A 23,662-nucleotide genomic window follows, 5' to 3' on the forward strand; every position below is an offset into this window, starting at 1 on the left:
AGCCGTTACGCGTCGCGGCGGCGCAGCGCGTACCGGCCCAGCAGCAGCGCGGCACCGGCCCACCCGGCCAGCAGGAGCAGCCCGACCAGGCTCGGGTACGGCTCGGTGTCGCCGGCCAGGAAGTGCCCGCCGGCCACACCGGGGAACACGTCGGCGATCCGGTTCAGCACGTCGATGTCCGGCTCCTGCAGGGACAGCGGCACGATCATCAGGGTGGCGAGGAGGACGGTGAGCGTGAGCACCGCACTGCGCAGCGCGGCACCGAGACCCAGCGCGAGCACGCCGACCAGCGCCAGGTAGGCCGCCACCGCCACGATGTCGCCGATCGTGCCGGCCACCGGGGCGCTGCCCCACTCGCCGAGCACCGGCCGGGCCATCAGGGCGCCGACGCCGCCGAGCAGCAGGCCGAGGACGAAGGTGACCGCCCCGGCAACGGCGGCCTTGGCCAGCAGTACGCGACCGCGGGACGGGGTGCACTGCAGCGTGGTGCGGATGGTGCCGCTGGTGAACTCGGCGGTGATGGCCAGCAGGCCCAGCGCCAGCACCACGTACTGGGTCATTTCGACTGAGTCGATCAGCACGCTGCCGACGGTGACGATTCCCCGGTCGTCGGTCGGGTCGTCGTTGGTGTTGTCGTTGGCGGCGTAGATGGCCAGCTGGCCGGCGCTCGCGGCCATCACCAGCAGCCCGGCCAGCGCCGTCCACCAGGTGCTGCGCACCGAGGAGAGCTTGGTCCACTCGGCGGCCACCGCCCCCCGGAAGGTGGCCGGCGCACCGGCGGCCGGCTTGCTGGCGGGGCGGGTGCCCGCGTCGGTCTGCGTGCTCATCGTTGCCCACCCTCGGTCGGACCGCCGGCGTACTCGACGCTGTCGGCGGTCAACTCCATGAACGCCTGCTCCAGCGACGCGGCGTGTGCACTCAGCTCGTGCAGTCGTAACCCCAGCTCGTGGGCCAGGTCGCCGACCTGGTCGGCAGTGGTGCCGGTGACGGTCAGCTCGTTCCGGTCGGCCGCCTCGACGCTCGCCCCGGCGGCCGTAAGGCGCGCGGCGAGCGCGGCCAGCCCGTCCGGGTGCGGGCTGCGGACCCGGACCGCGACCGTGCTGCGGGCGATCACCTCGCCGATCGGCTCGTCGGCGAGCAGTCGCCCCCGGCCGATCACCACGAGTTGGTCGGCGGTGAGCTGCATCTCGCTCATCAGGTGGCTGGAGACGAAGACCGTCCGCCCCTGGTCGGCCAGCGAGCGCATCAGCTGCCGCACCCAGCGCACCCCGTCCGGGTCGAGGCCGTTCACCGGCTCGTCGAACATCAGCACCGGCGGGTCGCCGAGCAGCGCGCCGGCGATGCCGAGCCGTTGGCCCATGCCGAGCGAGAGCGTCCGCCCCGGCTTGGCGGCGGCCCGTCCGTCCAGCCCGACGGTGTCCAACACCTCGTCGACCCGGCGGGTCGGGATGCCGTTGCTGTTCGCCATGGCCCGCAGGTGCGCTCGGCCGGACCGGGCCGGGTGGATGGCCCGGGCGTCGAGCAGCGCGCCGACCTCGTGCAGCGGCCGGCGCAACTCCCGGTACGCGCGCCCGTCGATGAGGGCCTGCCCGGCGGTGGGGCGGTCCAGCCCGAGGATCATCCGCATGGTGGTGGACTTGCCGGCGCCGTTGGGGCCGAGGAAGCCGGTGACCCGGCCGGGCGCGATGTCGACGGTCAACGCGTCGACCGCGACGGTCGCCCCGAACCGTTTCGTCAACCCACGTAATGTGATCATGCGCTGACGCTAGGCGTGCGGCCCGCTGCCGCACCGCGCCCGAACGGCACCACCCGGTACTGACTTTCGTCAGGTCGCGGCCGGGTCGGTCAGCGGACGTAGTCCTCCAGCAGTGCCGGCGTGAGCCCGGCCCGGTGAATCGCCTTCAACGCCGCGAGCAGGTCGTCCATGAGCGCCGGCCGGAAGTGCATCAGCAGCACGTCGCCGGGCTGGACCACCTTCTCCGGGGTCTGGTAGCGGACCTTTCCCTCGTGGACGGTCTCGGACCAGTGGAAGACCGCCTTCGCGCCGCAGTCGTGCGCGGCCCTCAGCGTGGTGGCGTCGTGGTTGCCGAAGGGTGGGCGGAACAGGGTCGCTCGCTTGCCGAAGAGCGTCTCCAGCTTGTCCGCCGCCCCGCAGATCTCCCGCTTCTGGTAGTCGTACGACCGGCCGGCCAGCGAGTTGTGGTTGATCGTGTGGCTCTCGACGACCCCGCCGGCCACCTCGATCTGCCGGAAGTAGACGTCGTGCTCCTCGGCGGCCGGTGAGTTCAGGAACAGGGTGACCGGGATGTGCGCCCGCCAGATGAAGTCGGCCACTGCGGGCGGGCGGGCCAGGCCACCGTCGTCGATGGTAATGAAGGCGACCTTCTGCTCGGTCGGCAGGCGGTGCCAGAACGGGGCCGTATCGGTCGTGGGGGGCAGCAGCACCGGTTGCGGTGGTGGCGGCTCGGGAAAGGTCGGCACCTGGGACACGTACCACTCCAGGCTTCCCGGTGCGGGCTTCGCCGTCGCGGACGGCAAGATCGAGGGCGTCGCGGACGGCAGCGTCGACGGCGCCGCGGACGGGGCGATCGACGGCGTCGAGGGCGGGGTCGACGGGTTCGACTGGCCCGCAGCGACCTGGCGGGCGTGGATCGCCTGGCCGGGGCCGGCTGTGCAGCTACTCAGCGCCAGGATGGCCGGAAGCGTTACCGCCGCGAGGATGCGGCGCACGGGGGCTGACAACACGCCCGGAAACATATCGGGTCAAGGTCAGGATCGCGGCCCCTCGGTGCTGCGCGCACCGGCGGCGGCGATCACGAAGGCGTCGGGCATCCGGAAGGTGAGATTGTCCGGACACCAGGGCGGGCGGACCACCGTCACCCCGTCCAGCAGCGGCGCGGCCTCGGCAACCACCACGGCGGCCTCCATCCGGGCCAGCACGTCACCGACGCAGCGGTGCGCGCCCGCCCCGAACGCCAGGTGTCGGCGCGAGCCGCGCTGGCCCGGCCGGAACTCGTCGGGCGACTCGACGACCGCGGGGTCTCGGCCGGCGCGGCCCAGCCAGAGCACGAGACTGCTGCCCGCCGGCACTGCCGTCCCGCCCAGCGTGGTGTCCGTCGCGGCCACCCGTCGCCAGGTGACGATGGGCGGTTCGAGTCGTAGCCCCTCCTCCACGACATCGGCCACCGCGACCTCGCCGGTGCGCAGGCCCGCGCGCACCGTGGGCTCGCCGGCCAGCCGGTGCAGCAGCAGGGTGAGGAACTGCGAGGTGGTCTCCTGCCCGGCGACCAGCAGGAAGAAGAGCGCGCCGACCACGACGTCCGGCGGGTGCCCGGCCGCGCGCAACTCGGCGGCCAATCCGCCGCCGGTGGCCGCGAAGTCGCGCAACACGCGGTGGAACCGGCCCACCTCGGCGGCGAGTGCCACCTGCCGGTCGGTGTCCAGCGGTGCCCAGAACAGCTCCAGCGCGGCGCGGGTGAACTCCTTGACCGCGCCGACCGGGGCGTCCGGCAGCTCGACCAGTCGGGCCAGCACCAGCAGCGGCAGGTCGGCGGCGAGGTCCGCGTACAGGTCGACAGGCGTGCCGGCGTCGAGGGTGGCGCGGATCTGGGCGACCCGGTCTCGGACCAGCGTGGTGAGCCAGGGCCGCTGCGCGGCGACCCGGGCGGGGTGCAAGGCGTCCGCCACGATGGCGCGGATCTGGGGATGGCTGGCGCCCGAGTTGTTCGCCAGGGTCGGCGGCAGCCGGAACCGGTGTCCGGCGAGCACCCGCAGCGCGGCCGCCGGCATCGGTGTCACCGCGTCCAGCGCGTTGTCCGGTCGGTAGGTGACCGGGTCGGCGAGGACCTGACGGACCAGCGCGTGCCGGGTGACGAGCAGGTGGGTGCCGCCGACGTGGTCCGGCACCCGGGCCACGTCCGGCCATGCGGGGTCGGTCACCCGCGCCCAGCTGCGAAACAGCACCCGGACACGCTAGCCGGAGGCCCCCGGCAGCCCGGCCCGCAGCCGCCAGACGGTGGTGCGCTTCACCCGGACACTCTCCAGCGCCTCCGGCACTGGCACGTCGTACGCCGCCAACTCGTCGAAGCGGTCCCGAGGCAGGAACGCCCGGCCGGGGTCGCCGACCAGCGCCGGTGCGCCGGCCCGGGTGGCGCGGAGCAGGAACCGCAGGACCCGGCGGGCCATCGCGTCGCTGTAGAAGACGTCGCCGGCGAGCACCACCTCGGCGTCCCCGGCGTCGGAGTCGAGGATGTCGCCGAGTTCGGCGTCGACGCGTACCCCGTTGGCCTCGGCGTTGAGCGCGACCGCCGCCACCGCCAGCTCGTCCACCTCGACGGCTCGCACCGACGCGGCGCCGGCACGGGCGGCGGCGATGGCCACCAGGCCGGAGCCGGAGGCGAGGTCGAGCACCCGGCGGCCGGCGACCAGCTCCGGGTGGTCGGTCACGTAGCGGGCGAGCGCCTGCCCGCCGGCCCAGGCGAACGCCCAGAACGGCGGCGGCCGGTCGGTGGAGAACTCGCCCTCGGTCAGCTCCCACAGCCCGATCGGCTCGTCGGCCTGGTGCAGCCGCACCTCGGGGACGAAGGGAACCGGGGTCAGCCGGGCGTGCAGCCGGACGAACGCGCTGGAGAGCTCGGACACGTCGCCGATTGTCCCAGCGGGCCGACTCCCGGCGTGTCGCGGGGGAGCGGTGACCGGTTCACCACCGTCGGTGAAAACCCACCCCGTCCTTGCCGTCCGGTGCGAACACACCCGTCTGGTCGGGGCGATGCCCCGCTTCTAGCGTTGCGAGGTGGGGGCGACCGGAGGCGAGGGCGGCGGTGGTGACGGTGTGGCGGTATGCGCTGAGGGCGGGGGTGGTGCTGGCCTGCCTGAGCGGGCTGGGGTTGGCCCTGGCCGCTCCGGCACAGGCGGCGTTCACCACCGAGCTGAGTGGGCTGCCGGCCCGGTTCACCGCCGGTGAGCAGGTGCGCACGGTGTCCGCCGTCGTCTCCCGGACCGACCGGCGCGGCGGCTGCGTGAAGGTGCGGTGGTCGATGGTGCTCACCGTTCAGGGCATCCGACTCGACCAGGTGAAGATGGATCGGGTGGAGGAGACCGGGGACTTCCCCCTGGACGTCCGGAGCGAGGGCAACGTGGCCCGGCTGACCGACCGGCAGCTCGACCCGGGCACGCTCTGCCCGGGCCGCACGGTCACGGCACGCTACCGGGTGGCCTTCGACGAGGACGTCGCCCAGGGTCGCGTCACCCTCGCCGCCGAGGCGTACGACGCCGACGCGCGTCTGCTGGCCCGGCAGACGGCCACTCGCTCGGTGGTGGGTGTGGGCGGCACCCCGACCGGTACGCCGAAGCCGACCGCCATCTCGCCGCAGCCCAGCGACCCGGCGAGCGCGCCGGCCGAGGAGGACACGTCCGGGGTGGAGCCGGTGGGGGACTACCCGGCCGACGCCGCGCCGCCGGCCGGCCGCCCGGTCTCGCAGTCCGGAGGGTTCGGCGTGGTGCAGGCCGCGTTCCTGCTCGGCGGGCTGCTGCTCTCGCTCGGGATGGGGTTGCTGCTGCGGCTACGGCACCTGACCAGAGCCTCGGGCGAGGATGCCGAAGACCCACCCGTGGACCGGCGCTGGGAGCGGCCGGCCCCGGCCGACCGTTGGCGACCGGCCCGCCGCTGACCCGGGCCGTGAGGGCCGGCGGACATCCCGCCGGCCCTCACGGTGTCACTTGGAGAACGCCTGGAACTCGGCGATCCTGACCTGGTTCCGGGCCGGGCTGGCGGTCGCGCAGTCCGTCGTCGTGGCCGGGTCGTCGTCCTGCTCGCCCGCGTACTGCGGACCGCCGGTGCACTGGCTCGCCAGCACCTCCAGTCGCAGGTGGGTGGCGAGGGTGGTGGGCACCGCGAACGTCCGGAGGTTGATGTCCCGGCTGTAGGCCCGGTACGCCCCACCCGGGAACGCGTCACCCGCGCTGGTGTAGATCCGTTGCCAGCGTGCCGGGTCCGCGCAGTCGGTGGTCGTCGCGTTGCAGGCGGACACGGCGAACGAGCGCAACGCACTGAGCGCGTTCTGACTGCCGGTGTCGGCGTCGCCGGCGATCGCCGGGCGCAGCATCGCGCTGACGTTCACCCGTTTGACCACCTGTGCGGCGTCCCCGGGCAGCGCCACGGTGAGCTGCCGACCGGCGACCCCGTCCAGGGAGGCCCAGTTCGTCGACTCGGTGTCGTCGACGATCCGGTCCAGGTTGACCCCGTCGCCGCTGATCGTGGCACCGGACGCGGTGGACGCGAGGTTGCGGCTCATCCGCAGGTCCACGTACCCGTTCTGGCCGGCCTTGGCGCTCACGCTGAGCCGCTGGTGCCCGAAACCGGGGGCCACAGCGAGCAGGTCGTACGTGCCGGCCACCAGCTCCACGGTGTCCGGGATCGGTGTCGCCGGGTCGGTGTCGGCCACCGGCACGGCCCGCGCCTCGTACGCCCCGACGTAGACCCGGATGGGCGCGTCGGCGCTGTCCCCGCGCGGGCGCAGGGTGAACGTCGCGTTGCCACCGCCTGGGGAGGCGAAGCTCGGCGTCGGGTCGGTGTCACCGGCACCGTTGGTGACGGCGTCCCGGCCCATCCCGGAGCGGGCGAACTCGGCCCAGATCAGGTCCTGGTTGGCACCGCCGAAGCGGAGCAGGTCGGCGGTGAGCATGTTGTCCCGCATGTCGAGCATGCTGACCTGGCTGGCGGCCTGGAGCAGGAACGAGTCGAAGACCAGTTGCGACCAGCGCCGGTTGCCGGGGCACTTGTCGGCGGCGACCTTCCCCTGCGCGCATTCGAGCTGTCGCTGTGGGGTGCCGAGGCCGTACCGCTTGACGAGTGCGGAGCGGACCCGGAAGTTGGTGGCACCCCAGATCTCCCCGTCGGCGTGCACGGCCGGCCCGCCGGTGTTGTAGCCGATGTCGGAGTAGTTGAGGGGGCTGCGGCTCAGGTCGTAGTTGCGGATGCCGCTGACCAGGTTGCCGGTGACGTAGCCCCCGGTGACGAAGGGCGTCTCGCCCGGTGCGCGCAACCCGTGCTGGAAGAGGTATTCGGCGGCGAGCAGGTCACCCCAGGACTCACCCATCGACCCGCCCTGGTGGCCGCCGATCCCGCTGTCCGGGCCGGCGATCATCCGGTTGGTGATCGCGTGGGTGTATTCGTGGCCGATCACCGTCATGTCGTAGTCGCCGTCCACGCACGGCGGGTACGGCCCGCCGGCCAGCGGCTGCCACAGGTACATGTTGGTGGTTGGCGGCTGCCCGTCGCGCCCGGTGCCCTGGTTGGCGTTGTTCCGGTTGCCGGTCAGCGCGCCCTGCTGGGCGCGGCCCTGCTCGGCGTCACCGCCCAGCCCGTCGGGGGTGAGGTTGACCGCCTGGAGGTTCCACGCCGACTCCGTGAAGCCCAACTGGTACGACCAGTCGTGCAGCCGGTTGTGCATGGCGAAGAGGTTGGCGATCGACGCGTCCGCGTCGTTGCGTTGGGCGGAGGTGAACACCCCCGGGTTGCAGCGGGCCTGGTGCCACTGGTCGGTGAAGGGGTAATCGTAGCGGCGTTCCGGGCTGGTGGTGGCCGGGACGATCGGGGTGCCCGAACCCCAGGAGAGCACCGTGTTGGCCGAGTTGCCGCGCGAGGTGAAGGTTGGCGTGCCGGTGGCCGCGTCGACATCCCACGGTTGGCCGGTGGCCGGGTCACGGAAGGCGGCCTGGCAGCCGGGCGACGGGTCGCCGCACCAGCGCACCCGGGGGTCCTGCCCGGGGCCGAGGTCGCGGGGCGGGGTGGCCGGGAAGACCGCCCAGCTCGGGTTGTCGGAGTCGAAGTCGACGAGGTCCTCCCGGACCAGCACGTGACCGGTGATGCCGTCGACGTAGCTGGTGAACGCGGCCGGCTGGTCGGTGTCCGCACCGATCATGGTCACCTCGTAGGCGGCCCGAGGCCCGTCCAGCGGGGTGGGTACCGCCACGGTTCGCACGGTGTGGCTGGCCACCGCGCTCGCGGTCAGCTTCGCGTCGGCGAGCGCGGCGGCGTACGCCTGCTCGGCGGTGCGGGTGGCCGGTGCCGGGGCGCCGGTGTTCCGGGCCAGCGAGGAGTTGACCGAGAGCACCGCGCCGTTGGCGACCGCGATGGTGACGAGGCCGTCCGGCCCGGCGGGTAGATCGCCGAAGCGTTGCCGGAGGGTGACGACAGCCCCGCTGCCGATCGCCCGGACCAGCACCCGTTCCATGTTGGCCACCGTGGCCGCGTCCATCCCGAACAGGTCGCGGTTGGCGATCAGGTAGGCGCGGGCCGCGACCTCCGGGTCGGCGGAGAGCCCGCTGGCCAGCGGGGTGCGGCCGGGGCCGAGCGCCTGCGGGGTGCCGAGCCGGTTCCACCGGACGTCGGGATCGGCGGCCCGGGCCAGGCCGCGCTGACGGGTGTCGGGTGCCGCCGTACCGGTGCGGTTGTCGACGTCGGCCGGTTCGTGCCCCTCGGCGAACGGTCCGGACCGGCGCTCGGCGGACGGTGTGCTGCCTGCGGGGGCGGCGGTGCTCGCGCTGGTGGGGAGCAGCGCGGCGACCGTCGCCGTCGTCGCCAGGACGGCGATGAGCCGGCGTCGACGCCGGCTCATCGGGGGTGACCATTCCGGTTGTGGCACGGGACCTCCTCGTGGGAGCGGGATGGCCGACGGTCGCCGGCCGTCATTGCGCGGTAACGCATGTGCATCTGTGGATATCAGTCGATCGTGGTGGCGGCAAGGTCCAGGGCCGCCGATGCGCCAACAGATCGAGATAAGTTGGCTGGATCATGACCGTCGTCTCTGGTCTGAGCCCGGTGATCGACCTGCTGCTCGGCGACGACCGGCCGGGCGGCTGGAGGCCAGCCGGTTCCGCGTCCGCGCTCGGGTGCTTCAGGCGGTGGTGGGCTTCGCCCCGCTGGAGGTGGTCGACCTGGGCGCTACGGCCGGCCCGGCAGCGGCGCGGCGATGGTGGGGGCGCACAGGTGCCACCGCCGCGGTGCCGGGTGAGGGACCGTCGCGTGCTGGCCCATCACGGCCGCGGCCGGGGGCGGACCAACGTCCACCGCCGTGGTCAGACGCCCGGCGCCCAGTTCGGGTCGCGGCCGAAGGCGGCCAGCAGGTGATCCTGCTCGTCTGCGTCGTCGGGCACCCGCACCCCGGTCCGGACGAGGTTGTTGCGCCGGTAGTTGTCGATCTGGCCGGCGAACCATCCGGCGGCGGCGTGCACCACGCTCGGATCGAAACGCGGCTGCGCCCCGATCGCCACCGCCACGTCCCAGCCGTGGATGAGATGCTCGGCGAGGAGTTGCTTGAGGTATTCCGTCGCCGGGGTCTCGCCGCTGGAGAGCTGCACGGTGCGGTCGATGGTGCCGGGGTGGGTGGCGGCGATCTCTGCCTGCGCGGCCGCCTCCCGCGCCATCGAGATCGGGTCGGTGCCGAGCTGGTCACCGTCGAGCCGGTCGCCGACCTCGTCGATGGTCCGGCCGGCGAGCAGCGGGACGCTCCACCGGTCCTCGCTCACCACGTGGTTGACCAGAGTGCGTACGTCCCAATCCGTGCAGGGTGTCGGGTCGGACCACTGGCCGGGCGCGACCTGATCCACCCGGTCGATGAACTCGGCCAGGCTCCGGCGGTACGCCTCCAGCAGATCCATGCTGCCGATTGTTCCGGTCCGCGCGGCAGGCCGAGCCGTTTTCCCGGGCCTGGTGGGGCGAGATCAGCGCCGGGCCGCCCGGCTCAGTCCAGCTCGGCCTGGTCCAGGCCGAGCTCCCGGGCCGCGACCAGGCGGACCCACTCGCCGAACTGGCGGCGGGAGATCACCCGGTCGTGCACGGCGAGCTGCACGGCAAGGCCGTCCATCACCGCGCTGATCCGCCAGGCGGCGCCGTCCGGGTCGGCGCACTGGAAGGTGCCGTCGGCCACCCCGGCGGAGATCACCGCGGCCAGGTCCTGCCGCCAGCGCAGGTCGAGCCGTCGGGAGACCTTCTCCAGTTCCGGGGTACGCAACGACTCGGACCAGCCGTCGATCCACATGGACCAGGAGGTTGCCCGCCCGGCCGGGGTGTAGAGCTTGAGGATCCGCCGGAGCTTGGTCAGCGGTGGGGCGGAGGAGCGGGTCACCGCGTCCAGCCGGGCCAGATCCTGCTCGACCGCGTACGCGAAAGCCTGCGCGAGCAACCGTTCCTTGGTGGCGAAGTGGTAGAAAACCAATGCTTGACTCACCCCGGCGGCCTGCGCCACGTCCGCCGTCCGGGTGTTGGCCAGACCCCGCTCCGCGATCACGTCGCAGGCGGTGCGCAGCAGGGCATCCAGGCGGATCTCGGCCGCACGTCTCGTCACGACGGTTACCGTAGCCCATCCGAGTGAACACGAACAGTTACCACCACCGTCCGATCCGCGATGCGACAGTCGGAAGCCGGACACTTCGGGAAGGCGTCGTCGGTCGTTCTTCTGAGAGTGTTCGTCGAGGTCCGAAGCGGCTGGTTGGCCTGCGAGGACGTCCGCCGACTGGCCTGTGGCGTGGTGGTGGCGATGATGGCCCGGCGATGCCGGAGTGTGACGGTCGGTGGCCGACGAGGGTCCCAGGCCAGCCCCCTAGGAAGCTGGCCGGTGGTGGTGGGCCGCTCCACGCACGCTGCTTCCGGCTCCACGCCGGTGCGGGTGGGACGCGCCGGCGGCGACCCCGAGTTGGCAGTAGTTCACCGGCTCGGCTAAAGTTCTCATCCGTCACCCGGGAACGTCCGGGGGGCGTGCGGACGTAGCGCAGCTGGTAGCGCATCACCTTGCCAAGGTGAGGGTCGCGGGTTCGAATCCCGTCGTCCGCTCGGAGCTGCCGCCACGCATGACGGGGGCAACCTCGGTGGGGTGGCCGAGAGGCGAGGCAACGGCCTGCAAAGCCGTGTACGCGGGTTCAAATCCCGTCCCCACCTCGGCAATGAGCACGGGCGATTGGCGCAGTGGGAGCGCGCTTCCTTGACACGGAAGAGGTCACTGGTTCAAACCCAGTATCGCCCACCAGTAGTAAGAGCAGGTCAACGGCTCGTTACCGGAAGCTTCCGGTGACGAGCCGTTCTGGTTGTGCCCCTTACGTTGGGAGCAAACTGGGGGCACAGATGACCCTGCGGACAGCCGAGGCCAACGGGCTTGTCGTTGACGGCTCCGCGGCAGCACTCGAACGCCTTCTCCCCGGGAACGAGATCGCCGAAGAGTTCACCCACCAACCAGACGTCGCCATGGGCACGATGTTCCGCAGCCCCGGGCTCCGTACCGATGGCAAGATCTTCGCCTTCCTCGGTCATAACGGTGAACTCATCGTGAAACTCCCACAGGACCGGGCTCGCCAGTTCGTCGACGCGGGAACCGCGGAGGAAGTGACCACGGGAACGCGGACCATGCGGGAGTGGGTCGCGTTCCCAGCCGGCGGAAGCGACCCGGCCACACTCACACTATGGCGAGACGTGGCGCAGGACGCCTATCAGTACGTCCACTCCCTGCAACAGCCAAGCTGATCCGATTAGACCCGCCCAAGCGACAATCGCCGGCCGCCTTCACCTCACCAAGGCGCTCTGCGAATAGCGACGGATTCCCATCCACCAGAGTCGCGGTTTGGCGTATCCGCCGGGGGAGGCCGGCCGAGAGAGTCGGATGAGCACTATCAAGACCATCATCCCCGTCTGTGAATTTCCCAACTCCTCACGACCCCCTGGCCAGCCGGGCTCGTGCACTGACCCATGATCGTGGAGACGATCTGGGCGTCTCGACCGCAGCGGAGGTGCCACGTTGCTGGAGATCCTTGGGATGAGCGACGCGGCGGAAAACGTGTACCGGGCGATGCTGGGCCGCTCCGAGTTGGGCGCTGCCGAACTCGCCGAACACCTGGGTTGGAGCGGCGACAAGGTCAAAGACGCTCTCGAAGAGTTGACCAGGCTTTCGCTCATCCGCCACTCCGGCCAGCAGGCCGGTGGCCTGCTCCTGGTGAACCCCGAATTCAGCCTGGCATCGCTGCTCGCGCGCCAGGAGGTCGAACTGGCCCGGCGCCAGCAGGAACTCGCCTCGGGACGGCTCGCGATCAGCGAGCTCATCGCCGAGCACGCCCGCTCCATTCAGGACAAGCGCCGGCTCGAGGTCGAGGAGCTTCCCGGCGTCGACCTGGTCCGCGTCAGGCTGGAGGAGCTGACCCACAGCTGCACCTCAGATCTCATGGAACTCATCACCGGCGGCGGGCAGTCGGCCGCGAACCGGCAGGCCAGCACCCCGCTCGACCAGCAGGTCCTGGAGCGCGGTGTCCATATGCGTTCCGTCTATCTGCAGAGCGTGGTCAACCACCCTGAGACCGTCGCCTACCTGGCCTGGCTGGCCGGCCTGGGCGGCCGGGTACGGCTGGCCCCCGCGCTGCCGCTCCGGATGATCATCTTCGATCACCGGACGGCGATCGTCCCGAGCAAGCCGGAAGACACCGCCTCCGGCGCCCTTCTGCTGCGCGGCGCCGGACTGGTCTCCGCCCTGTGCGCCCTGTTCGAATACATCTGGGAGGACGCCACTCCGTTCGGCGCCACACCGCAGGGGAACTCCACCGGCCTCACCAGCCAGGAGCGCGCCGTGCTGTCCCTGCTCGCACAGGGACGCACCGACGAGGTGGTCGCCCGTAAGCTCGGCATCTCGGTGCGCACCTCACGCCGCATCACCGCGGAACTGATGACCGCACTGGGCGCCCGCAGCCGATTCCAGGCTGGTGTGATCGCCGGTGAACGAGGCTGGCTACAGGGCCTCCAAGACGCGCCCGAGCGGGACTGATCCGCCGCCGGGCCGCGACGATCAGCACAGCGTCCGGCCGCATTCGTACCACTCGGGCCGCTCGCTCAGCGGATTCCATGAATTTGTCCAACGCTCGGTTCTTGCCCGGATATCGCGTACTCCCCGGCTCCTGTTCCCGAACTCGGTGAGCACTGGAAGTTACCGCCGTAAACAGCAGACCGGCGCCTCCCCTGCCTGTTCCGGACTGTCAGCATCCTGCAGTTGCAGGATGCTGCAATCGCCTTTTCGATCGCGGCCACGAAACAGCCCTTAGTGTTCTGGGCGCACCTCCGGTCCGCTCCGGCAGGCGGTAGCGCGCAGGAGAGGTGAGTGGCAAGTAAACGGAACTTCGCCGCCGCACCGGAGATGAATCGCGCGTTACCGCGAGCCGAGTCGGAGCGGTAGGTCGGCCTGCCGCCGGTAGGGCTAGCCCGACGCCAGGTCGGGGGTGGACCGGCTCGATACCCGCGCTGGTCAGCCATAACGTCTGACTGTGGCTGGCTCGAAGACAACAGCACCTGAGCAAGGAGTACGAAGTGTTCACTCGCTTGACGCGCATGCTGCTAGCGCTGACCGTGACCGTGGTCGCGGCCTCGGCAGTGCCGGGCGCGGCCCAGGCGGCACCCCCCGCCAAGGACTACGAGGCGTTCTTGGACGAGTTGGTTCCGGCGCAACTAGCCAAGTACAAAATTCCCGGGGCTGCTGTGGTCGTCGTCGACGGCCAGCACCAACTATTCGCCCGAGGATACGGTCTGGCTGACGTCGACGCTCGCGAGCCGGTGTCGCCGGAATCGACTGGCTTCTTCATTGCCTCGACCGCGAAACTGTGGACGACGACGGCCGTCATGCAACTGGTGAAGCAGGGCAAGCTGGACCTGAATACAGACGTCAACCACTACCTCACGGCCTTCAAAATCGACGATACGTACCCCGGCCGGCCGGTCACCCTTGCGCACCTGCTCACCCACACCTCCGGGTTCGTCGACGAGATCGTGGGGGCGGCGGTCCGCGACCCGGCCGACGCGCAGCCGCTGGCCGAATACCTGGCCGAGCATCAGCCCGACCGGGTCCGCCCGCCGGGCACCCTCGCTTCGTACGACAACTTCGGCTTCAGCCTCGCCGGCTACCTGGTACAGATCGTCTCTGGAGAACCGTTCGACCAGTACGTGACCACGCACGTCCTACAGCCGCTGGGTATGTCCGGCTCCACCGCCAACCAATTGCCCTCCGCCGCCATCAACGCCACACTCGCGCACGGTTACCGGCCCGAGGGAGACGGGCAGGTGCAGGTGCAGGGCCAGTACGGGCCGATGGCGCCAACCGGCGCCGGTGTGGTGTCCACCGCCACCGACATGGGCCGCTTCCTCAGCGACCAACTACGCACGAGTACCTCCTCGGCGAAGCCACTCCTGCTCGATTCGGCCGCTCTCCAACAGATGCAGTCGCAACAGTTCAGCCACGACCCGCAGTTGCCCGGCATGGCCTTCGGCTGGGAAGAACACCCCCGCAACGGGCAGCACATCCTCGAGAAGGACGGCGACGTCCCGGGCTTCCACAGCAACGCCGCCCTGCTGCCCGAGAAGGGCATCGGCATCTTCGTCGTCTACAACGGTGACGGCGTAGACGGCAGCGCCTTCTGGGCCAACAAGCAGCTTGTCAACGCGTTCGTGGATATAATTTCCCCCGGCGAACCCGCCGCCAGTGGGACTGCTGGTGTCGCCAGCGAGACCCCGGGAGCGGCCGGCAACCTCGACCAGTACGTGGGTAACTACCGGATCACCCGCACCGCGGAGGATCTCACCAAAGCGGCCGCGCTGATGTCCTCGGTCTCGGTCGAGACCGGCCCCGACAACACACTCACCACGCACGGGCCACTCTCGCCCGACCCGGACAAGGCCACCCAGCACTGGACGCCGATCGGGCCGCAGTTGTTCCAAGAGCGCGGCGGCCCGGATCAGATGGGCTTCCGCGTCAACGGCGATGGACAGGTCACCGCCCTGTTCGATACCACCAATCCGACCGTCGCCTACCAACGACTGGCCTGGTGGCAGGCTCCCAGCCTGCACCAACTCCTCCTGGCCGGCGCGCTGGCGATCCTGCTCGTCACCCTGCTCTACTACCCGATCGCCGGGCTGGTCCGCCGGCTGCGCCGCCGCTCGCCGGCCAGCACCCGGTGGGGCAGCGCGGCCCGGCTCGCGGCATGGGTCACCGCCGCCCTCGTCGCGGCGTTCACCACCGGCCTCGCCGTCCTGTTCTCCGACGGCAACCGGCTGCAGGAGAGCATCCTGCTCGGCAAGTCGCCGCTGGTGATCACAATCCTGGCGTTGTCGACCACGGCGTTGGTCACCACGGTGGGCGCCAGCGTGGGGACGGTGGCGGCGTGGCGCCGAGGTTGGTGGAGCCTGCCCGGACGCCTGCACCACACAGCCGTCTCCCTTGCCGCAATCGCCTTTCTCGGTGTCGTGTCGATCTACCACCTATCGCTGGGCTGAGCTGCCCGGTGCGACTGGCCGGCCCTCCCACCGTTTGATGTGGAAGGGCCGGCCGCGATCGAGGTCTGCTGCCACGCCTCCACCTGTTCGCCGTCCGCGAGGTAGTCGTTGAGCGGATGCTGACCGACAACGGCGTAGTTACGCCTCGCCGATCCGGAGCGGGTGTGCAGCGTTGGGAGGTGAACGTGAGGTGATCGTGCTGCGATAGCGCGCTGATGGTCGGGCCAGGGTCGGGGAGGTCCCGTCTTGTCCACTCCTCAACGCCGGCTCGACCACGGGCGAGCGGTAGGGGCGGTTGGCTGAACAATCGGCCGATTCTGCTGTTCGCGTTCGCGTTCGCGGTGATGGCGGACCCGGTCTCCGTTTCCCAGACCTGGCGGTGGCCGAGCAGAGGGGACACTGGCTTGCCCTGCCGGCCCCGTCCACCGAGGGCGGTGGAGGGGCCGGCGAGGGCGGTCAACTGCTGAGGTCGCGGCGGTTGAACGAGGTGGTCGCGATGGACACCAACAGGGCGATGGCTGCGGTGAGGATGGCCAGGTCCGCCCACTGGAAGCTGTTCCTCAGGGGTTCGTGGCCGATGTAGTAGTGGAACGGGGACACGTACCGGGCGGCATCGGCGCCGATCTGGGTCGCGAAGGTGTTCGCCGCGTAGGTAAGAACCCCCAGGACGGCGGTGCCCGCGAGCGCGGCGGCTTTGCTGCCGGTGACCGCGCCGATGGTGATGGCGGCGGTGCCGAAGAACGTCGCGAGTAGGGCCAGGGCCAGGCACTGGGCGGTGAACTGGGTGACGCTGACCGTGTCGAGCTGGGCGCCGGAGCGGATGGCGAGCATGGCCAGCCAGACGAGCCCGGCCAGGGCGAAGGCGCCGATGGTGAGTGCGAGGAAACGGTGCAGCAGCAGCCGGGTACGGGCGACCGGGTGAGCCAGGAGAAGGTCGAGGTAGCCGGCTTCCTCGTCGCCGGCGATGGCGCGGGTGCCGGTGGCGATGCCGTAGATGACGGCGATCAGCGGCACGATGATGCCGAACACGCTGGAGCCGAGGTACCCGGCGGCAGAGGACAGATCCTCCATGTTCAGCGCCTCCCGCATCGCGGGGGAGAAACCTTCGAGGGCCTCACCCATCGCCCCGTCGGCGACCTGCGGGTAGAAGCCCGCGTACATGGCGCCGACCAGGGCGGTCCCGAGCGCGAACCCGGCCAGGCTGCGCCGGGAGTCCCACAGCGACTTCGTCATGACACTAGGCACGGGTGGCCTCCTTGGCCTGCGGGCTGGCCTGGTAGTAGCTGAAGAACAGCTCTTCGAGGTTGGGTTCGCTGGCCCGCAGGGCGGCGACCCTGTGTTGGGCGAGAACCTGGATCAACGCGTCGGGGCTCGCGGCGAGTTGGAACCGGGCGGTCGCGCCGTCGAAGCTCAGGTCGGAGACTTCCGGGAGCGCGGCGATGGCCGCCTGGTCGACCGGACCAAGGAACGTGATCTCGAAGCGGTGGACGGCCTGGCTGCGGAGCCGGGCGACGGTGTCGAGGGCGACGAGTTGGCCCTCGCGGATGATCCCGACCCGGTCGGCGACCGCCTCGACCTCGGTCATGATGTGCGAGGACATGAACACCGTCTGCCCGGCGGCCTTCGCCTCGCGTACCAGGTCGAGGAACGTCTGCTGGACCAGCGGATCAAGACCAGACGTCGGCTCGTCGAGGATCAGCAGATCCGGCTGGTGCATGAACGCCTGTACCAGGCCGACCTTCTGCCGGTTTCCCTTGGACAGGGCCTTGATCCGAACCGACAGATCAAGGTCCAGGCGGACGGCCAGCTCCTCGATGCGGGACTTCGGCACACTGCCGCGTAGGCCGGCCAGGAACGCCAGGCACTCGCCGACCATTTGGCGGGGGTCGACCACGAAATCACCGGCGAGGTAGCCGACGCGTCGGTGCACCTCGACGGCGTGCTCGCGTGGGTCGCGGTCGAACAGCCACGCCCGGCCGCCGGTGGGGCGGATCAGGTCCAGCAGCAGCCGGATCGTGGTCGACTTCCCGGCGCCATTCGGGCCCAGATAGCCGAACACCTCGCCCTCGGCCACGGTCAGGTCCAGTTCGGCCAACCCCCGGCGGCTCCCGTACGTCTTGCTCAGCTTCTCCAGCCGAATCACATCTCCCATGCCTTCGACAGTAGCAAGGTTTCAGAGATCTGCGAACAGTGGGAGCTGTTAGTATTTCGTCAAGATGAGCGACGAGAGGACCTCGATGGCAGCCCTGAGTGACCCCGCGGAGCAGCTTGCCCTGACCCTCACCCAGGGCGGCCTGCAACGGATGACCGCCCGGGTGCTCGCCGCGTTGCTGTTCACCGAACAGGAGACGATGACGGCAGGACAGATCGCCGAAGCCCTCTCGATCAGCTCCGGCAGCGTCTCCACCGCGGTGAAGACGCTTACCACCGTCGGTCTGATCGAACGCGTACCCGCCCCAGGCAGCCGCCGGGAACACTTCCGCCTACCCGAGGGCGCCTGGGCAACCCTCATGTCCGGCCAGAACATGACCGTCAAGACGATGCGCGAGGCCGCCGAGCAGGGCATCGCGACCACCGGCGAAGACAGCATCGCCGGCCGCCGCCTAGCCGAAATGCGCGACTTCTACGACTACCTCTGGCGCGAACTCCCCGCCCTGATCGAGGCGTGGAGGAGTCAGAAGTCCCGTCGCTGACCACGCTTCGGCGAGCCTCAGGTAATCCGGATGGATGACGACGGGCAGACAACGGGGCAGTCGGGGCCGAGGCGGATCGCCCGCGCTCCGAGGAATCGGAGCGGATGAGCCATCGCGTCTGACGCCCCCACTCACGCGCTTCGTGATACGCGAGCCGTTCGTCGGCGAACCCGTGCCCCTCGCCGTCCGATGTCGGCCCCCACCGGCGCAGGATGAGACACCCATGTGCTCGGCGGCCGCGTTCAACGGCTACTTGTTTCATTGACCTGCGACCGTGGCCCGGCCAGGCTTCGGTCGAGGCGCCCACGGACGGCGGTACTTGTTCACGACTCGCCGCGATCATGAAGCGACTGCTGGCACAGTCCGTCGAGGAGGCCGGACGGCGAGACCTGTTCGCCTTCTTCACCGCATCTGGTGGCGCAGGCCGCGGCGAAGAAGACCGTCGTCGACCTGCTTGCCGGGTCCAAAATGGACACCCGGCTGCCCGACGCGGTCGGTCACCTGAGGGAGGCGGTGGCCCGGCTGCTGGAACAGGCCCGAGCCGCGGGAGCCGTCGCCGCTCCGGTACGGCTACCCGAATCTTCGAGGGCGAACTTTCCGGCATGGTAGGCCCGAAGGCATGGAAGCTCGTCTGTCCACCCTTCGTCGTCTGGGCGGCGCCCGCGTTCCTCAGGCCCGCGCGGCACTGGATCGCGCCGATCAGGTAGCAACCACAGAACGAGTCGTACGTGGCGAGGTCGGCCAACCCGCAGCCCTGAGGGCGGTCTACACGCTAACCTCACCCTCACGCCGCCCCGTGTGAGGTGCCGACTTCGTGGTAGTCGGCAGCGGTTACAGGATCATGCTGTGGTCGGCACAGGAAAAGGATGTTGGACGCGGCGGACCCGCCCTGAGGATGATTTGTCTCGTCAACCACTGGACGGTTCGGCTCGCCGGCCGAACGTGAACCCATGGGTATTCGCAAAGGAATAATCATGCCTTCGGAAGTTTCTCTTCAGCAGTTTGCCGACCGCTACGCCCTGCGCGATCTGGTCGATGCCTATGCCCGTAACGCAGACGTGAGGGATTTCGAGGCGCAGGCGGCGCTGTACGCGGAGAACGGCCGGGTCGCGGTCTACACCGCGGACCCCAGCACAACTGAGCCCGTCCAGGTGCTGACCGGTCGGGACGAAATCGAATCCGGTATAACGGCGACGTTGCAGGACTTCGAGCAGACTTTTCACTTCAACGGCCAGAGCACGGTGTTGACGCTGAGCGGTGACCAGGCGACGGGCGAGAGCTACTGCATTGCCCACATGGTGACCAACGCGGCCGGGGAACGAACCCTGACGGCAATGACCATTCGCTACCGCGACACGTTCACGCGTGTCGACGGAAGGTGGCTGTTCGCCGAACGATTGCTCCTGATCGGTGTCACCGAGCAGCGCCCTCTGGCGGCCTGAACCCTCCGCGTAAGCCCGGGGCGAGGCTTCACGTCAGGCTGAGCCGGTAACCAACCCCCCGTACGGTCTGCACGCGCAGGGTGTCATCGGCGGCGCGCAGTTTGCGGCGTAACCGCTTCACCGCGGAGTGCAGGACCGACGTGTCACCGAGGTACGCGCAGCCCCAGACCGACTCGAAGAGCCTCTCGTACGTCCAGACTCCGACCGGTGCGCTGGCGAGTTGGGTGAGCAGGCTGCGCTCGAGTCGGGTCAGAGTCAGCGGTTGTCCGCGCCACGTCACCAGGTGACGAAGCGGATCGATGTGCAGGTCACGCAGGCTGATCCGACCGGGGACGGGAGCGGCGACGGGAGCGGCGACGGGAGCGACCGCGGGGCTGAGCAGCGGGGCCGGCCCGCCGATCGGGGGCGGACCGATCATCGCCTGCAACTCCGCCAGGTCGGTGCAGATCACCAGTGTGCCGAGCCCGTCCAGGCGCCGGACCATCCGCTCGCGCACCGACACGTCAGCGGTTACGCAGAACACGAGGGACATGTCTTCGACCACTGCTCTCCCTCCCCAGGCGCCACGTGAAAGACAACGCTGTCTGAACCCCTTAGTCAAGGTTTCCTCAGACGGTCGTTGCCGTGCCGGGGGGCTCAGAAGGTCAGCAGTCGGAACTCGCCCACCGGCCGGAAGCCGAGGTTGCGGTAGACCGACTCACCGATGGGCGACGAGGTGAGGGCGGCCGTTTGAGCACCTCGCTCGGCGGCGAGTCTGAGCGCGGCGCTGGTCATGGCCGCGCCGATGCCCCGGCGGCGCTGCTCGGGTTGCGTGCCCACGAAATAGAGCGTGACCAGGCCCTGGCTGAGCCAGGCGACTGTCGTTCCGACGATCCTGCCGTCGTCGAGGCGACCGGCCAGCCGGATCACGGTGCCGTCGCCGGTGAACGCCTTCTCCCGTTCGATGGTCGCCGCCACGCCGTCGGCCGGTATTCCGGACACTCGGGCGTAGGCCGGGACGAAGGCATCGAGATCGGTGGTCTCGGTGATGTCCAGGCCGGCCGGCGCCGGGACGTCGGCCGCCTCGCCGATCGTCACGGTCATGATCGGCAGGCGGGCGACCTCGGCGGCGCCGAGGTCGGCCAGGCCGTCCGCTGTGCCCGGGTCGCTGTCCGGGCCGACCCACCAGACCCGGGGTACGCCGTGGAGTCGCTGCCGGGCCTCGGCGAGCGCGTCCTGCGGTGTGCGCCCCGCCACGCGAAGCACGCCGTTGAGGGTCGCGTGCGGCACGTCGCTGCGATAGGTCGGGAGGTCCGGCTCCCCGGCCACGCCAATGTTCCAACCGAGCAGATACGCCCGGTGCGCCGCCAGCACCGTGTCGGAAGACTCCATGATCCCTGATCGTAACTCGGGGGCCTGGAGGCCCATTGACCAGCGAAAAGGCGATCGATGCCCGACGGCCTACCCGGTCGCGGAGAGCAGTGCCTCGGCGAGGTCGGTGCGGGCACTGAGCAGCGTCCGGCCCCGCCGGTGGGTCACCACCAGACCGGCCGCGCGCAACGAGGTGAGATGTTGGGAGACCCCGGCGGGCGACATCTCGGTACGGCGGGCCAGTTCGGTGGTGCTGACCGGTGCGGTCAGCTCGTTGAGCAGCCGTGCCCGCCCGCGGGTGTGACGAGCCGGCCGCCTTCAACAAGGCGGCCGGCTCGGAATCGAGTGATGCGCCGGTTACGCCACCGATGGACAGTGGTGGTGTCACAGCGGCGGGGCGATGTCCCGCCGCTCCTCGACCTGGCGGTATTCCACCGGCTGCTCAGTGGTGGTGACCACCTGGCGGCGGCGACCCCAGATCAGCGTGGTCATGATCAGGCCGAGTACGCCGGCTCCCATCAGGATCCAGCCGACCACGTCGAGGTTGATGCCGCCAACGCTCGCGTCCAGGGCGAAGGTGAGGATCGCGCCGAGCGCGATCAGGAAGATGCTGGTGCCGATACCCACGACAGCCTCCTTAGGGGATGTGGTGCGCTGTCGAGCCCTTCAGTACCCCGGTGCCGACCGGTGCAACCGCCGCCCCCAGGGTGCCGCGCCAAGCGATCTTGGCATCGGGTAGAGTTCACCTGTCGCCGGCGTTCGTCGGGGACGTGCGGACGTAGCGCAGCTGGTAGCGCATCACCTTGCCAAGGTGAGGGTCGCGGGTTCGAATCCCGTCGTCCGCTCTCGATCCGCCTCGGGCGGTCACCATGGGCGATTGGCGCAGTGGGAGCGCGCTTCCCTGACACGGAAGAGGTCACTGGTTCAAACCCAGTATCGCCCACCAGCTCAGAGGCCACATCCGATCGATGGATGTGGCCTCTTGCTCGTGCTGGGTGACTAAGTCCCAGCACGGGCGTCCTCACCAAAGATCCGATCCATCGCGGCTGCGCCCGTCAGCAGGATGGGTCGGAGCTGGTGGCGGTAGACCTTCTCGGTGACCGAGGTGCCGGAGTGGCCGCACAGGTCAGCGATGTCGCTGAGCGAGACCCCGCCATCGGACAGGAGTGACACAAAGCTGTGCCGTAGCTCCCGGGGCGTCCAGTCGGCCGGGTTGAGACCGGCGCTCTTCGTGATCCGCCGAAAGGCGCGTCGGACGTTCGCCGCGTCGAGTTCGGTGCCGACCGATGACGCGAAGACCAGGTCGAGATCGTGCCAAGCCGACTGCCGGCGATGTCGGGTCTCAGGACCTGCGTGACAGATCAGTCTCGGGACCTGGGTGACAGGTCCGGCTAGAGAAGCTCCCCGCCTTGGGTCACAGCCCGCGAGGGGGACCGTCTCCGTAGAACCACGCGGTGCTGCCGGGCGGCGGCGGTGGTAAGTCGCCCCGGATGAGATTGATGACGGCTACAGCAAGGTCAGCGACGGGGGCTGTGTCGACGGACGATGCGCCGCGCAGGAACACCGGTTGCTGGTCGACGACGTAGTGCTCGGCTGCCTCTTCGGCCGTGATGTGGCGACGTGCTCTCAGTCGTTGAGCTGCCACCGCCAGCAGCTCCAAAAGGTGTTCGCGCTGCCGGTCGGTCAAGCCAGCCGGGACTTCGAGCCCTAGGCTTCCCTGTGCGATGACCGCCATGCTGAGGTCGCGGCGGAGGTCGTCCCACCACGGTTCGCTTTCCAGATCGGCGGCCTCGGCGACGTGCAGCACCTCGACCGCCAGGATTGCGAGGCTGACGTCATACGCCCAGAGCCAGTGACTGTCGTCCAGGATCACCGCAACGGTCTTGCTCAACAGGTTCCTTCCCCAGCAGCAACCGGACTCAGCCACAGCGGCCACCAGCCTGCCGGGCACAGCCAGCCACCGGGAGTGTCACACAGGTCCTGATACCGATCTATCGCGCAGGTCCCGAGACCGGACAGATGTCGGGTCTCAGGACCTCCGTGACAGATCAGTCTCGGCACGTAGGTGACACGTCCGGCTAGACGATCTTGTCCGCCTCAGGCGGTTCGTGTCGGCAGAGTTGTGGACGGTACTCGCCCGCGGCAGCGGTGGCAGCCCATCGCTGAGGTAGGGCCTTTCGGCGCTGAGCTCGATACTTCAAGTAGATCGACACGAGAGGTACAGGGGATGGACGAGCATGCCGGCAAGCAGGAGGGATCATCCGCAGAGGAACTCGTGAGCAGATGGTTTGAGCAGTACGTCGAGGCGTTGAACCTGCGATCTGTAGTGGCTGAATCGGGTAGCGGAACGTACGCGTGTCCGTGCTGCCGGCATCCGACGCTTGAGGGGCGAGGCCAGTTTCAGATTTGCTTCGCCTGCGGCTGGGAAGACGACGGGCAGGATGACGAAGACGCTGACACGGTGCGGGGCGGTCCCAACGGTTCGCTCAGTCTGACGGAGGCACGGCGTGCCTATGCCGAGCGGCCGGTTAGTCTGGCCGATGCGCGACGTGCCTTTGCCGAACGACAAACCCGTTGGGAGCGCAGACGCCGCCGATCGACGCCCGAGACGGGTTGACGTGCTTGGACCGTTCAGCCGGCCGCTCGCGGCGCGTAACGCAGGTCCTGAGAACGATTTGTCACGCAGGTCATGAGACCGGACAGCCGGCTGCCGGCGAGTTGGTCCAAAGTTTCTGTACGTCTTCAAGGCGGCCCGCGACGGGCCGCACGCGCCGCCGCCTGGGCGCGCGCCGGCCGCTGCCGCTGTCGCTCTGCGGCCGTCACGCCGGACGCCCGGCGGCTGGCGCGGACAGCGGGAAGCCGGGAGGGCCGCCGCCGAACGACAG

Annotated in this window: 23 protein-coding genes, 5 tRNA genes and 1 pseudogene; 13 read left to right on the forward strand and 16 right to left on the reverse strand. The window is 69.9% G+C overall.

Translation table 11 applies throughout. The annotated features are described in order from the left end of the window. Positions 1-5: 5 nt before the first annotated feature. From JOD64_RS22490 to JOD64_RS22510, 5 genes are all read right to left on the reverse strand, one after another. Positions 6-827, reverse strand: coding sequence for an ABC transporter permease (locus JOD64_RS22490; RefSeq protein ID WP_204944020.1), 822 nt, complete (start codon positions 825-827; stop codon positions 6-8). After that, positions 824-1,756: an ATP-binding cassette domain-containing protein gene (locus tag JOD64_RS22495; protein ID WP_204944021.1), complete on the reverse strand. Its 933-nt coding sequence runs from the start codon at positions 1,754-1,756 to the stop codon at positions 824-826. Before JOD64_RS22495 ends, JOD64_RS22490 begins: the two co-directional genes overlap by 4 nt. Positions 1,757-1,845: 89 nt before the next feature. Then, the gene (locus JOD64_RS22500; RefSeq protein WP_307813560.1) at positions 1,846-2,745 is read right to left on the reverse strand and encodes a polysaccharide deacetylase family protein; all 900 of its coding nucleotides are present in this window, start codon (positions 2,743-2,745) and stop codon (positions 1,846-1,848) included. 24 nt (positions 2,746-2,769) lie between these two features. Beyond that, the gene (locus JOD64_RS22505) at positions 2,770-3,963 is read right to left on the reverse strand and encodes a cytochrome P450 (protein ID WP_204944023.1); all 1,194 of its coding nucleotides are present in this window, start codon (positions 3,961-3,963) and stop codon (positions 2,770-2,772) included. A 9-nt stretch (positions 3,964-3,972) separates the two neighbouring features. Then, positions 3,973-4,641 carry a class I SAM-dependent methyltransferase gene (locus tag JOD64_RS22510; RefSeq protein ID WP_204944024.1) on the reverse strand — a complete coding sequence of 223 codons (669 nt, stop codon included), beginning with the start codon at positions 4,639-4,641 and terminating at the stop codon, positions 3,973-3,975. 182 nt (positions 4,642-4,823) lie between these two features. Between JOD64_RS22510 and JOD64_RS22515 the strand changes: the two genes are divergently transcribed. Further along, positions 4,824-5,669 (forward strand): hypothetical protein, encoded by an 846-nt coding sequence (locus tag JOD64_RS22515; protein ID WP_204944025.1) that lies wholly within the window; start codon positions 4,824-4,826, stop codon positions 5,667-5,669. A 45-nt stretch (positions 5,670-5,714) separates the two neighbouring features. Here JOD64_RS22515 and JOD64_RS22520 read toward each other — a convergent pair whose 3' ends face one another. From JOD64_RS22520 to JOD64_RS22530, 3 genes are all read right to left on the reverse strand, one after another. Beyond that, positions 5,715-8,645 (reverse strand): M36 family metallopeptidase, encoded by a 2,931-nt coding sequence (locus JOD64_RS22520; RefSeq protein ID WP_204944026.1) that lies wholly within the window; start codon positions 8,643-8,645, stop codon positions 5,715-5,717. A 433-nt stretch (positions 8,646-9,078) separates the two neighbouring features. Then, on the reverse strand, positions 9,079-9,660 hold the full coding sequence (locus JOD64_RS22525; RefSeq protein WP_204944027.1) for a TIGR03086 family metal-binding protein: 582 nt from the start codon (positions 9,658-9,660) through the stop codon (positions 9,079-9,081). Between the two features lie 83 nt (positions 9,661-9,743). Beyond that, entirely contained in the window at positions 9,744-10,346 is a 603-nt protein-coding gene (locus JOD64_RS22530) for a TetR/AcrR family transcriptional regulator (protein WP_204944028.1), read from the reverse strand. A gap of 412 nt (positions 10,347-10,758) precedes the next feature. On the opposite strand from JOD64_RS22530, the gene JOD64_RS22535 reads away from it, so the two are divergent. The 6 genes from JOD64_RS22535 to JOD64_RS22560 all read left to right on the forward strand — a co-directional run bounded on the left by JOD64_RS22535 (position 10,759) and on the right by JOD64_RS22560 (position 15,292). Further along, positions 10,759-10,831 (forward strand) — tRNA-Gly (locus JOD64_RS22535). Between the two features lie 34 nt (positions 10,832-10,865). Next, a tRNA-Cys gene (locus JOD64_RS22540) sits at positions 10,866-10,936 on the forward strand. 13 nt (positions 10,937-10,949) lie between these two features. Then, positions 10,950-11,024, forward strand: a tRNA-Val gene (locus tag JOD64_RS22545). A gap of 95 nt (positions 11,025-11,119) precedes the next feature. Further along, entirely contained in the window at positions 11,120-11,515 is a 396-nt protein-coding gene (locus tag JOD64_RS22550) for a hypothetical protein (protein ID WP_204944029.1), read from the forward strand. 271 nt (positions 11,516-11,786) lie between these two features. Next, on the forward strand, positions 11,787-12,800 hold the full coding sequence (locus JOD64_RS22555) for a helix-turn-helix domain-containing protein (RefSeq protein WP_204944030.1): 1,014 nt from the start codon (positions 11,787-11,789) through the stop codon (positions 12,798-12,800). Positions 12,801-13,336: 536 nt separating this feature from the next. Beyond that, positions 13,337-15,292 (forward strand): serine hydrolase domain-containing protein, encoded by a 1,956-nt coding sequence (locus JOD64_RS22560; RefSeq protein WP_204944031.1) that lies wholly within the window; start codon positions 13,337-13,339, stop codon positions 15,290-15,292. A 456-nt stretch (positions 15,293-15,748) separates the two neighbouring features. On the opposite strand, the gene JOD64_RS22565 is transcribed toward JOD64_RS22560, so the two are convergent. Next, the gene (locus JOD64_RS22565; RefSeq protein ID WP_204944032.1) at positions 15,749-16,537 is read right to left on the reverse strand and encodes an ABC transporter permease subunit; all 789 of its coding nucleotides are present in this window, start codon (positions 16,535-16,537) and stop codon (positions 15,749-15,751) included. After that, complete coding sequence (locus tag JOD64_RS22570) at positions 16,530-17,444, reverse strand: ABC transporter ATP-binding protein (protein WP_204944033.1); 915 nt, start codon at positions 17,442-17,444, stop codon at positions 16,530-16,532. The genes JOD64_RS22565 and JOD64_RS22570 overlap by 8 nt, the downstream gene beginning before the upstream one ends. Before the next feature lie 64 nt (positions 17,445-17,508). Here JOD64_RS22570 and JOD64_RS22575 point away from each other — a divergent pair, with 64 nt between their 5' ends. The 3 genes from JOD64_RS22575 to JOD64_RS22585 all read left to right on the forward strand — a co-directional run bounded on the left by JOD64_RS22575 (position 17,509) and on the right by JOD64_RS22585 (position 19,427). Further along, positions 17,509-17,985, forward strand: coding sequence for a GbsR/MarR family transcriptional regulator (locus JOD64_RS22575; protein ID WP_239559614.1), 477 nt, complete (start codon positions 17,509-17,511; stop codon positions 17,983-17,985). A gap of 414 nt (positions 17,986-18,399) precedes the next feature. Then, the gene (locus JOD64_RS22580) at positions 18,400-18,594 is read left to right on the forward strand and encodes an SbtR family transcriptional regulator (protein WP_204944034.1); all 195 of its coding nucleotides are present in this window, start codon (positions 18,400-18,402) and stop codon (positions 18,592-18,594) included. A gap of 365 nt (positions 18,595-18,959) precedes the next feature. After that, positions 18,960-19,427: a nuclear transport factor 2 family protein gene (locus JOD64_RS22585; protein ID WP_204944035.1), complete on the forward strand. Its 468-nt coding sequence runs from the start codon at positions 18,960-18,962 to the stop codon at positions 19,425-19,427. A gap of 28 nt (positions 19,428-19,455) precedes the next feature. Here JOD64_RS22585 and JOD64_RS22590 read toward each other — a convergent pair whose 3' ends face one another. The 4 genes from JOD64_RS22590 to JOD64_RS22605 all read right to left on the reverse strand — a co-directional run bounded on the left by JOD64_RS22590 (position 19,456) and on the right by JOD64_RS22605 (position 21,404). Beyond that, positions 19,456-19,959, reverse strand: coding sequence for a winged helix-turn-helix domain-containing protein (locus JOD64_RS22590; protein WP_204944036.1), 504 nt, complete (start codon positions 19,957-19,959; stop codon positions 19,456-19,458). Between the two features lie 104 nt (positions 19,960-20,063). Further along, positions 20,064-20,798: a GNAT family N-acetyltransferase gene (locus JOD64_RS22595; protein ID WP_204944037.1), complete on the reverse strand. Its 735-nt coding sequence runs from the start codon at positions 20,796-20,798 to the stop codon at positions 20,064-20,066. A 69-nt stretch (positions 20,799-20,867) separates the two neighbouring features. Further along, a complete protein-coding gene (locus JOD64_RS22600) occupies positions 20,868-21,059 on the reverse strand; it encodes an ArsR family transcriptional regulator (protein WP_372434249.1) in 192 nt (63 codons plus the stop codon). Positions 21,060-21,161: 102 nt separating this feature from the next. Continuing rightward, complete coding sequence (locus JOD64_RS22605; protein WP_091400768.1) at positions 21,162-21,404, reverse strand: DUF6458 family protein; 243 nt, start codon at positions 21,402-21,404, stop codon at positions 21,162-21,164. Positions 21,405-21,549: 145 nt separating this feature from the next. Between JOD64_RS22605 and JOD64_RS22610 the strand changes: the two genes are divergently transcribed. Then, positions 21,550-21,622, forward strand: a tRNA-Gly gene (locus JOD64_RS22610). A gap of 26 nt (positions 21,623-21,648) precedes the next feature. Beyond that, positions 21,649-21,723, forward strand: a tRNA-Val gene (locus tag JOD64_RS22615). Between the two features lie 53 nt (positions 21,724-21,776). On the opposite strand, the pseudogene JOD64_RS22620 reads toward JOD64_RS22615, so the two are convergent. Together JOD64_RS22620 and JOD64_RS22625 are read right to left on the reverse strand one after the other, a co-directional pair. Then, a pseudogene (locus JOD64_RS22620) lies at positions 21,777-22,088 on the reverse strand (tyrosine-type recombinase/integrase); the annotation flags it as partial. 103 nt (positions 22,089-22,191) lie between these two features. Beyond that, complete coding sequence (locus tag JOD64_RS22625; RefSeq protein WP_204944038.1) at positions 22,192-22,668, reverse strand: hypothetical protein; 477 nt, start codon at positions 22,666-22,668, stop codon at positions 22,192-22,194. Positions 22,669-23,004: 336 nt separating this feature from the next. Here JOD64_RS22625 and JOD64_RS22630 point away from each other — a divergent pair, with 336 nt between their 5' ends. After that, entirely contained in the window at positions 23,005-23,394 is a 390-nt protein-coding gene (locus tag JOD64_RS22630) for a CPCC family cysteine-rich protein (RefSeq protein ID WP_204944039.1), read from the forward strand. The last annotated feature ends 268 nt before the right edge of the window (positions 23,395-23,662 follow it).

The sequence above is a fragment of the Micromonospora luteifusca genome (genome assembly GCF_016907275.1).
Classification (GTDB): domain Bacteria; phylum Actinomycetota; class Actinomycetes; order Mycobacteriales; family Micromonosporaceae; genus Micromonospora; species Micromonospora luteifusca.

Excerpts from the sequence above, each read along its gene's own strand:
- JOD64_RS22490 (WP_204944020.1), bottom strand. The coding sequence starts at position 827 with ATGAGCACGCAGACCGACGCGGGCACCCGCCCCGCCAGCAAGCCGGCC.
- JOD64_RS22495 (WP_204944021.1), bottom strand. The coding sequence starts at position 1,756 with ATGATCACATTACGTGGGTTGACGAAACGGTTCGGGGCGACCGTCGCG.
- JOD64_RS22525 (WP_204944027.1), bottom strand. The coding sequence starts at position 9,660 with ATGGATCTGCTGGAGGCGTACCGCCGGAGCCTGGCCGAGTTCATCGAC.
- JOD64_RS22550 (WP_204944029.1), top strand. The coding sequence starts at position 11,120 with ATGACCCTGCGGACAGCCGAGGCCAACGGGCTTGTCGTTGACGGCTCC.
- JOD64_RS22570 (WP_204944033.1), bottom strand. The coding sequence starts at position 17,444 with ATGGGAGATGTGATTCGGCTGGAGAAGCTGAGCAAGACGTACGGGAGC.
- JOD64_RS22575 (WP_239559614.1), top strand. The coding sequence starts at position 17,509 with ATGAGCGACGAGAGGACCTCGATGGCAGCCCTGAGTGACCCCGCGGAG.
- JOD64_RS22585 (WP_204944035.1), top strand. The coding sequence starts at position 18,960 with ATGCCTTCGGAAGTTTCTCTTCAGCAGTTTGCCGACCGCTACGCCCTG.
- JOD64_RS22590 (WP_204944036.1), bottom strand. The coding sequence starts at position 19,959 with ATGTCCCTCGTGTTCTGCGTAACCGCTGACGTGTCGGTGCGCGAGCGG.
- JOD64_RS22595 (WP_204944037.1), bottom strand. The coding sequence starts at position 20,798 with ATGGAGTCTTCCGACACGGTGCTGGCGGCGCACCGGGCGTATCTGCTC.
- JOD64_RS22630 (WP_204944039.1), top strand. The coding sequence starts at position 23,005 with ATGGACGAGCATGCCGGCAAGCAGGAGGGATCATCCGCAGAGGAACTC.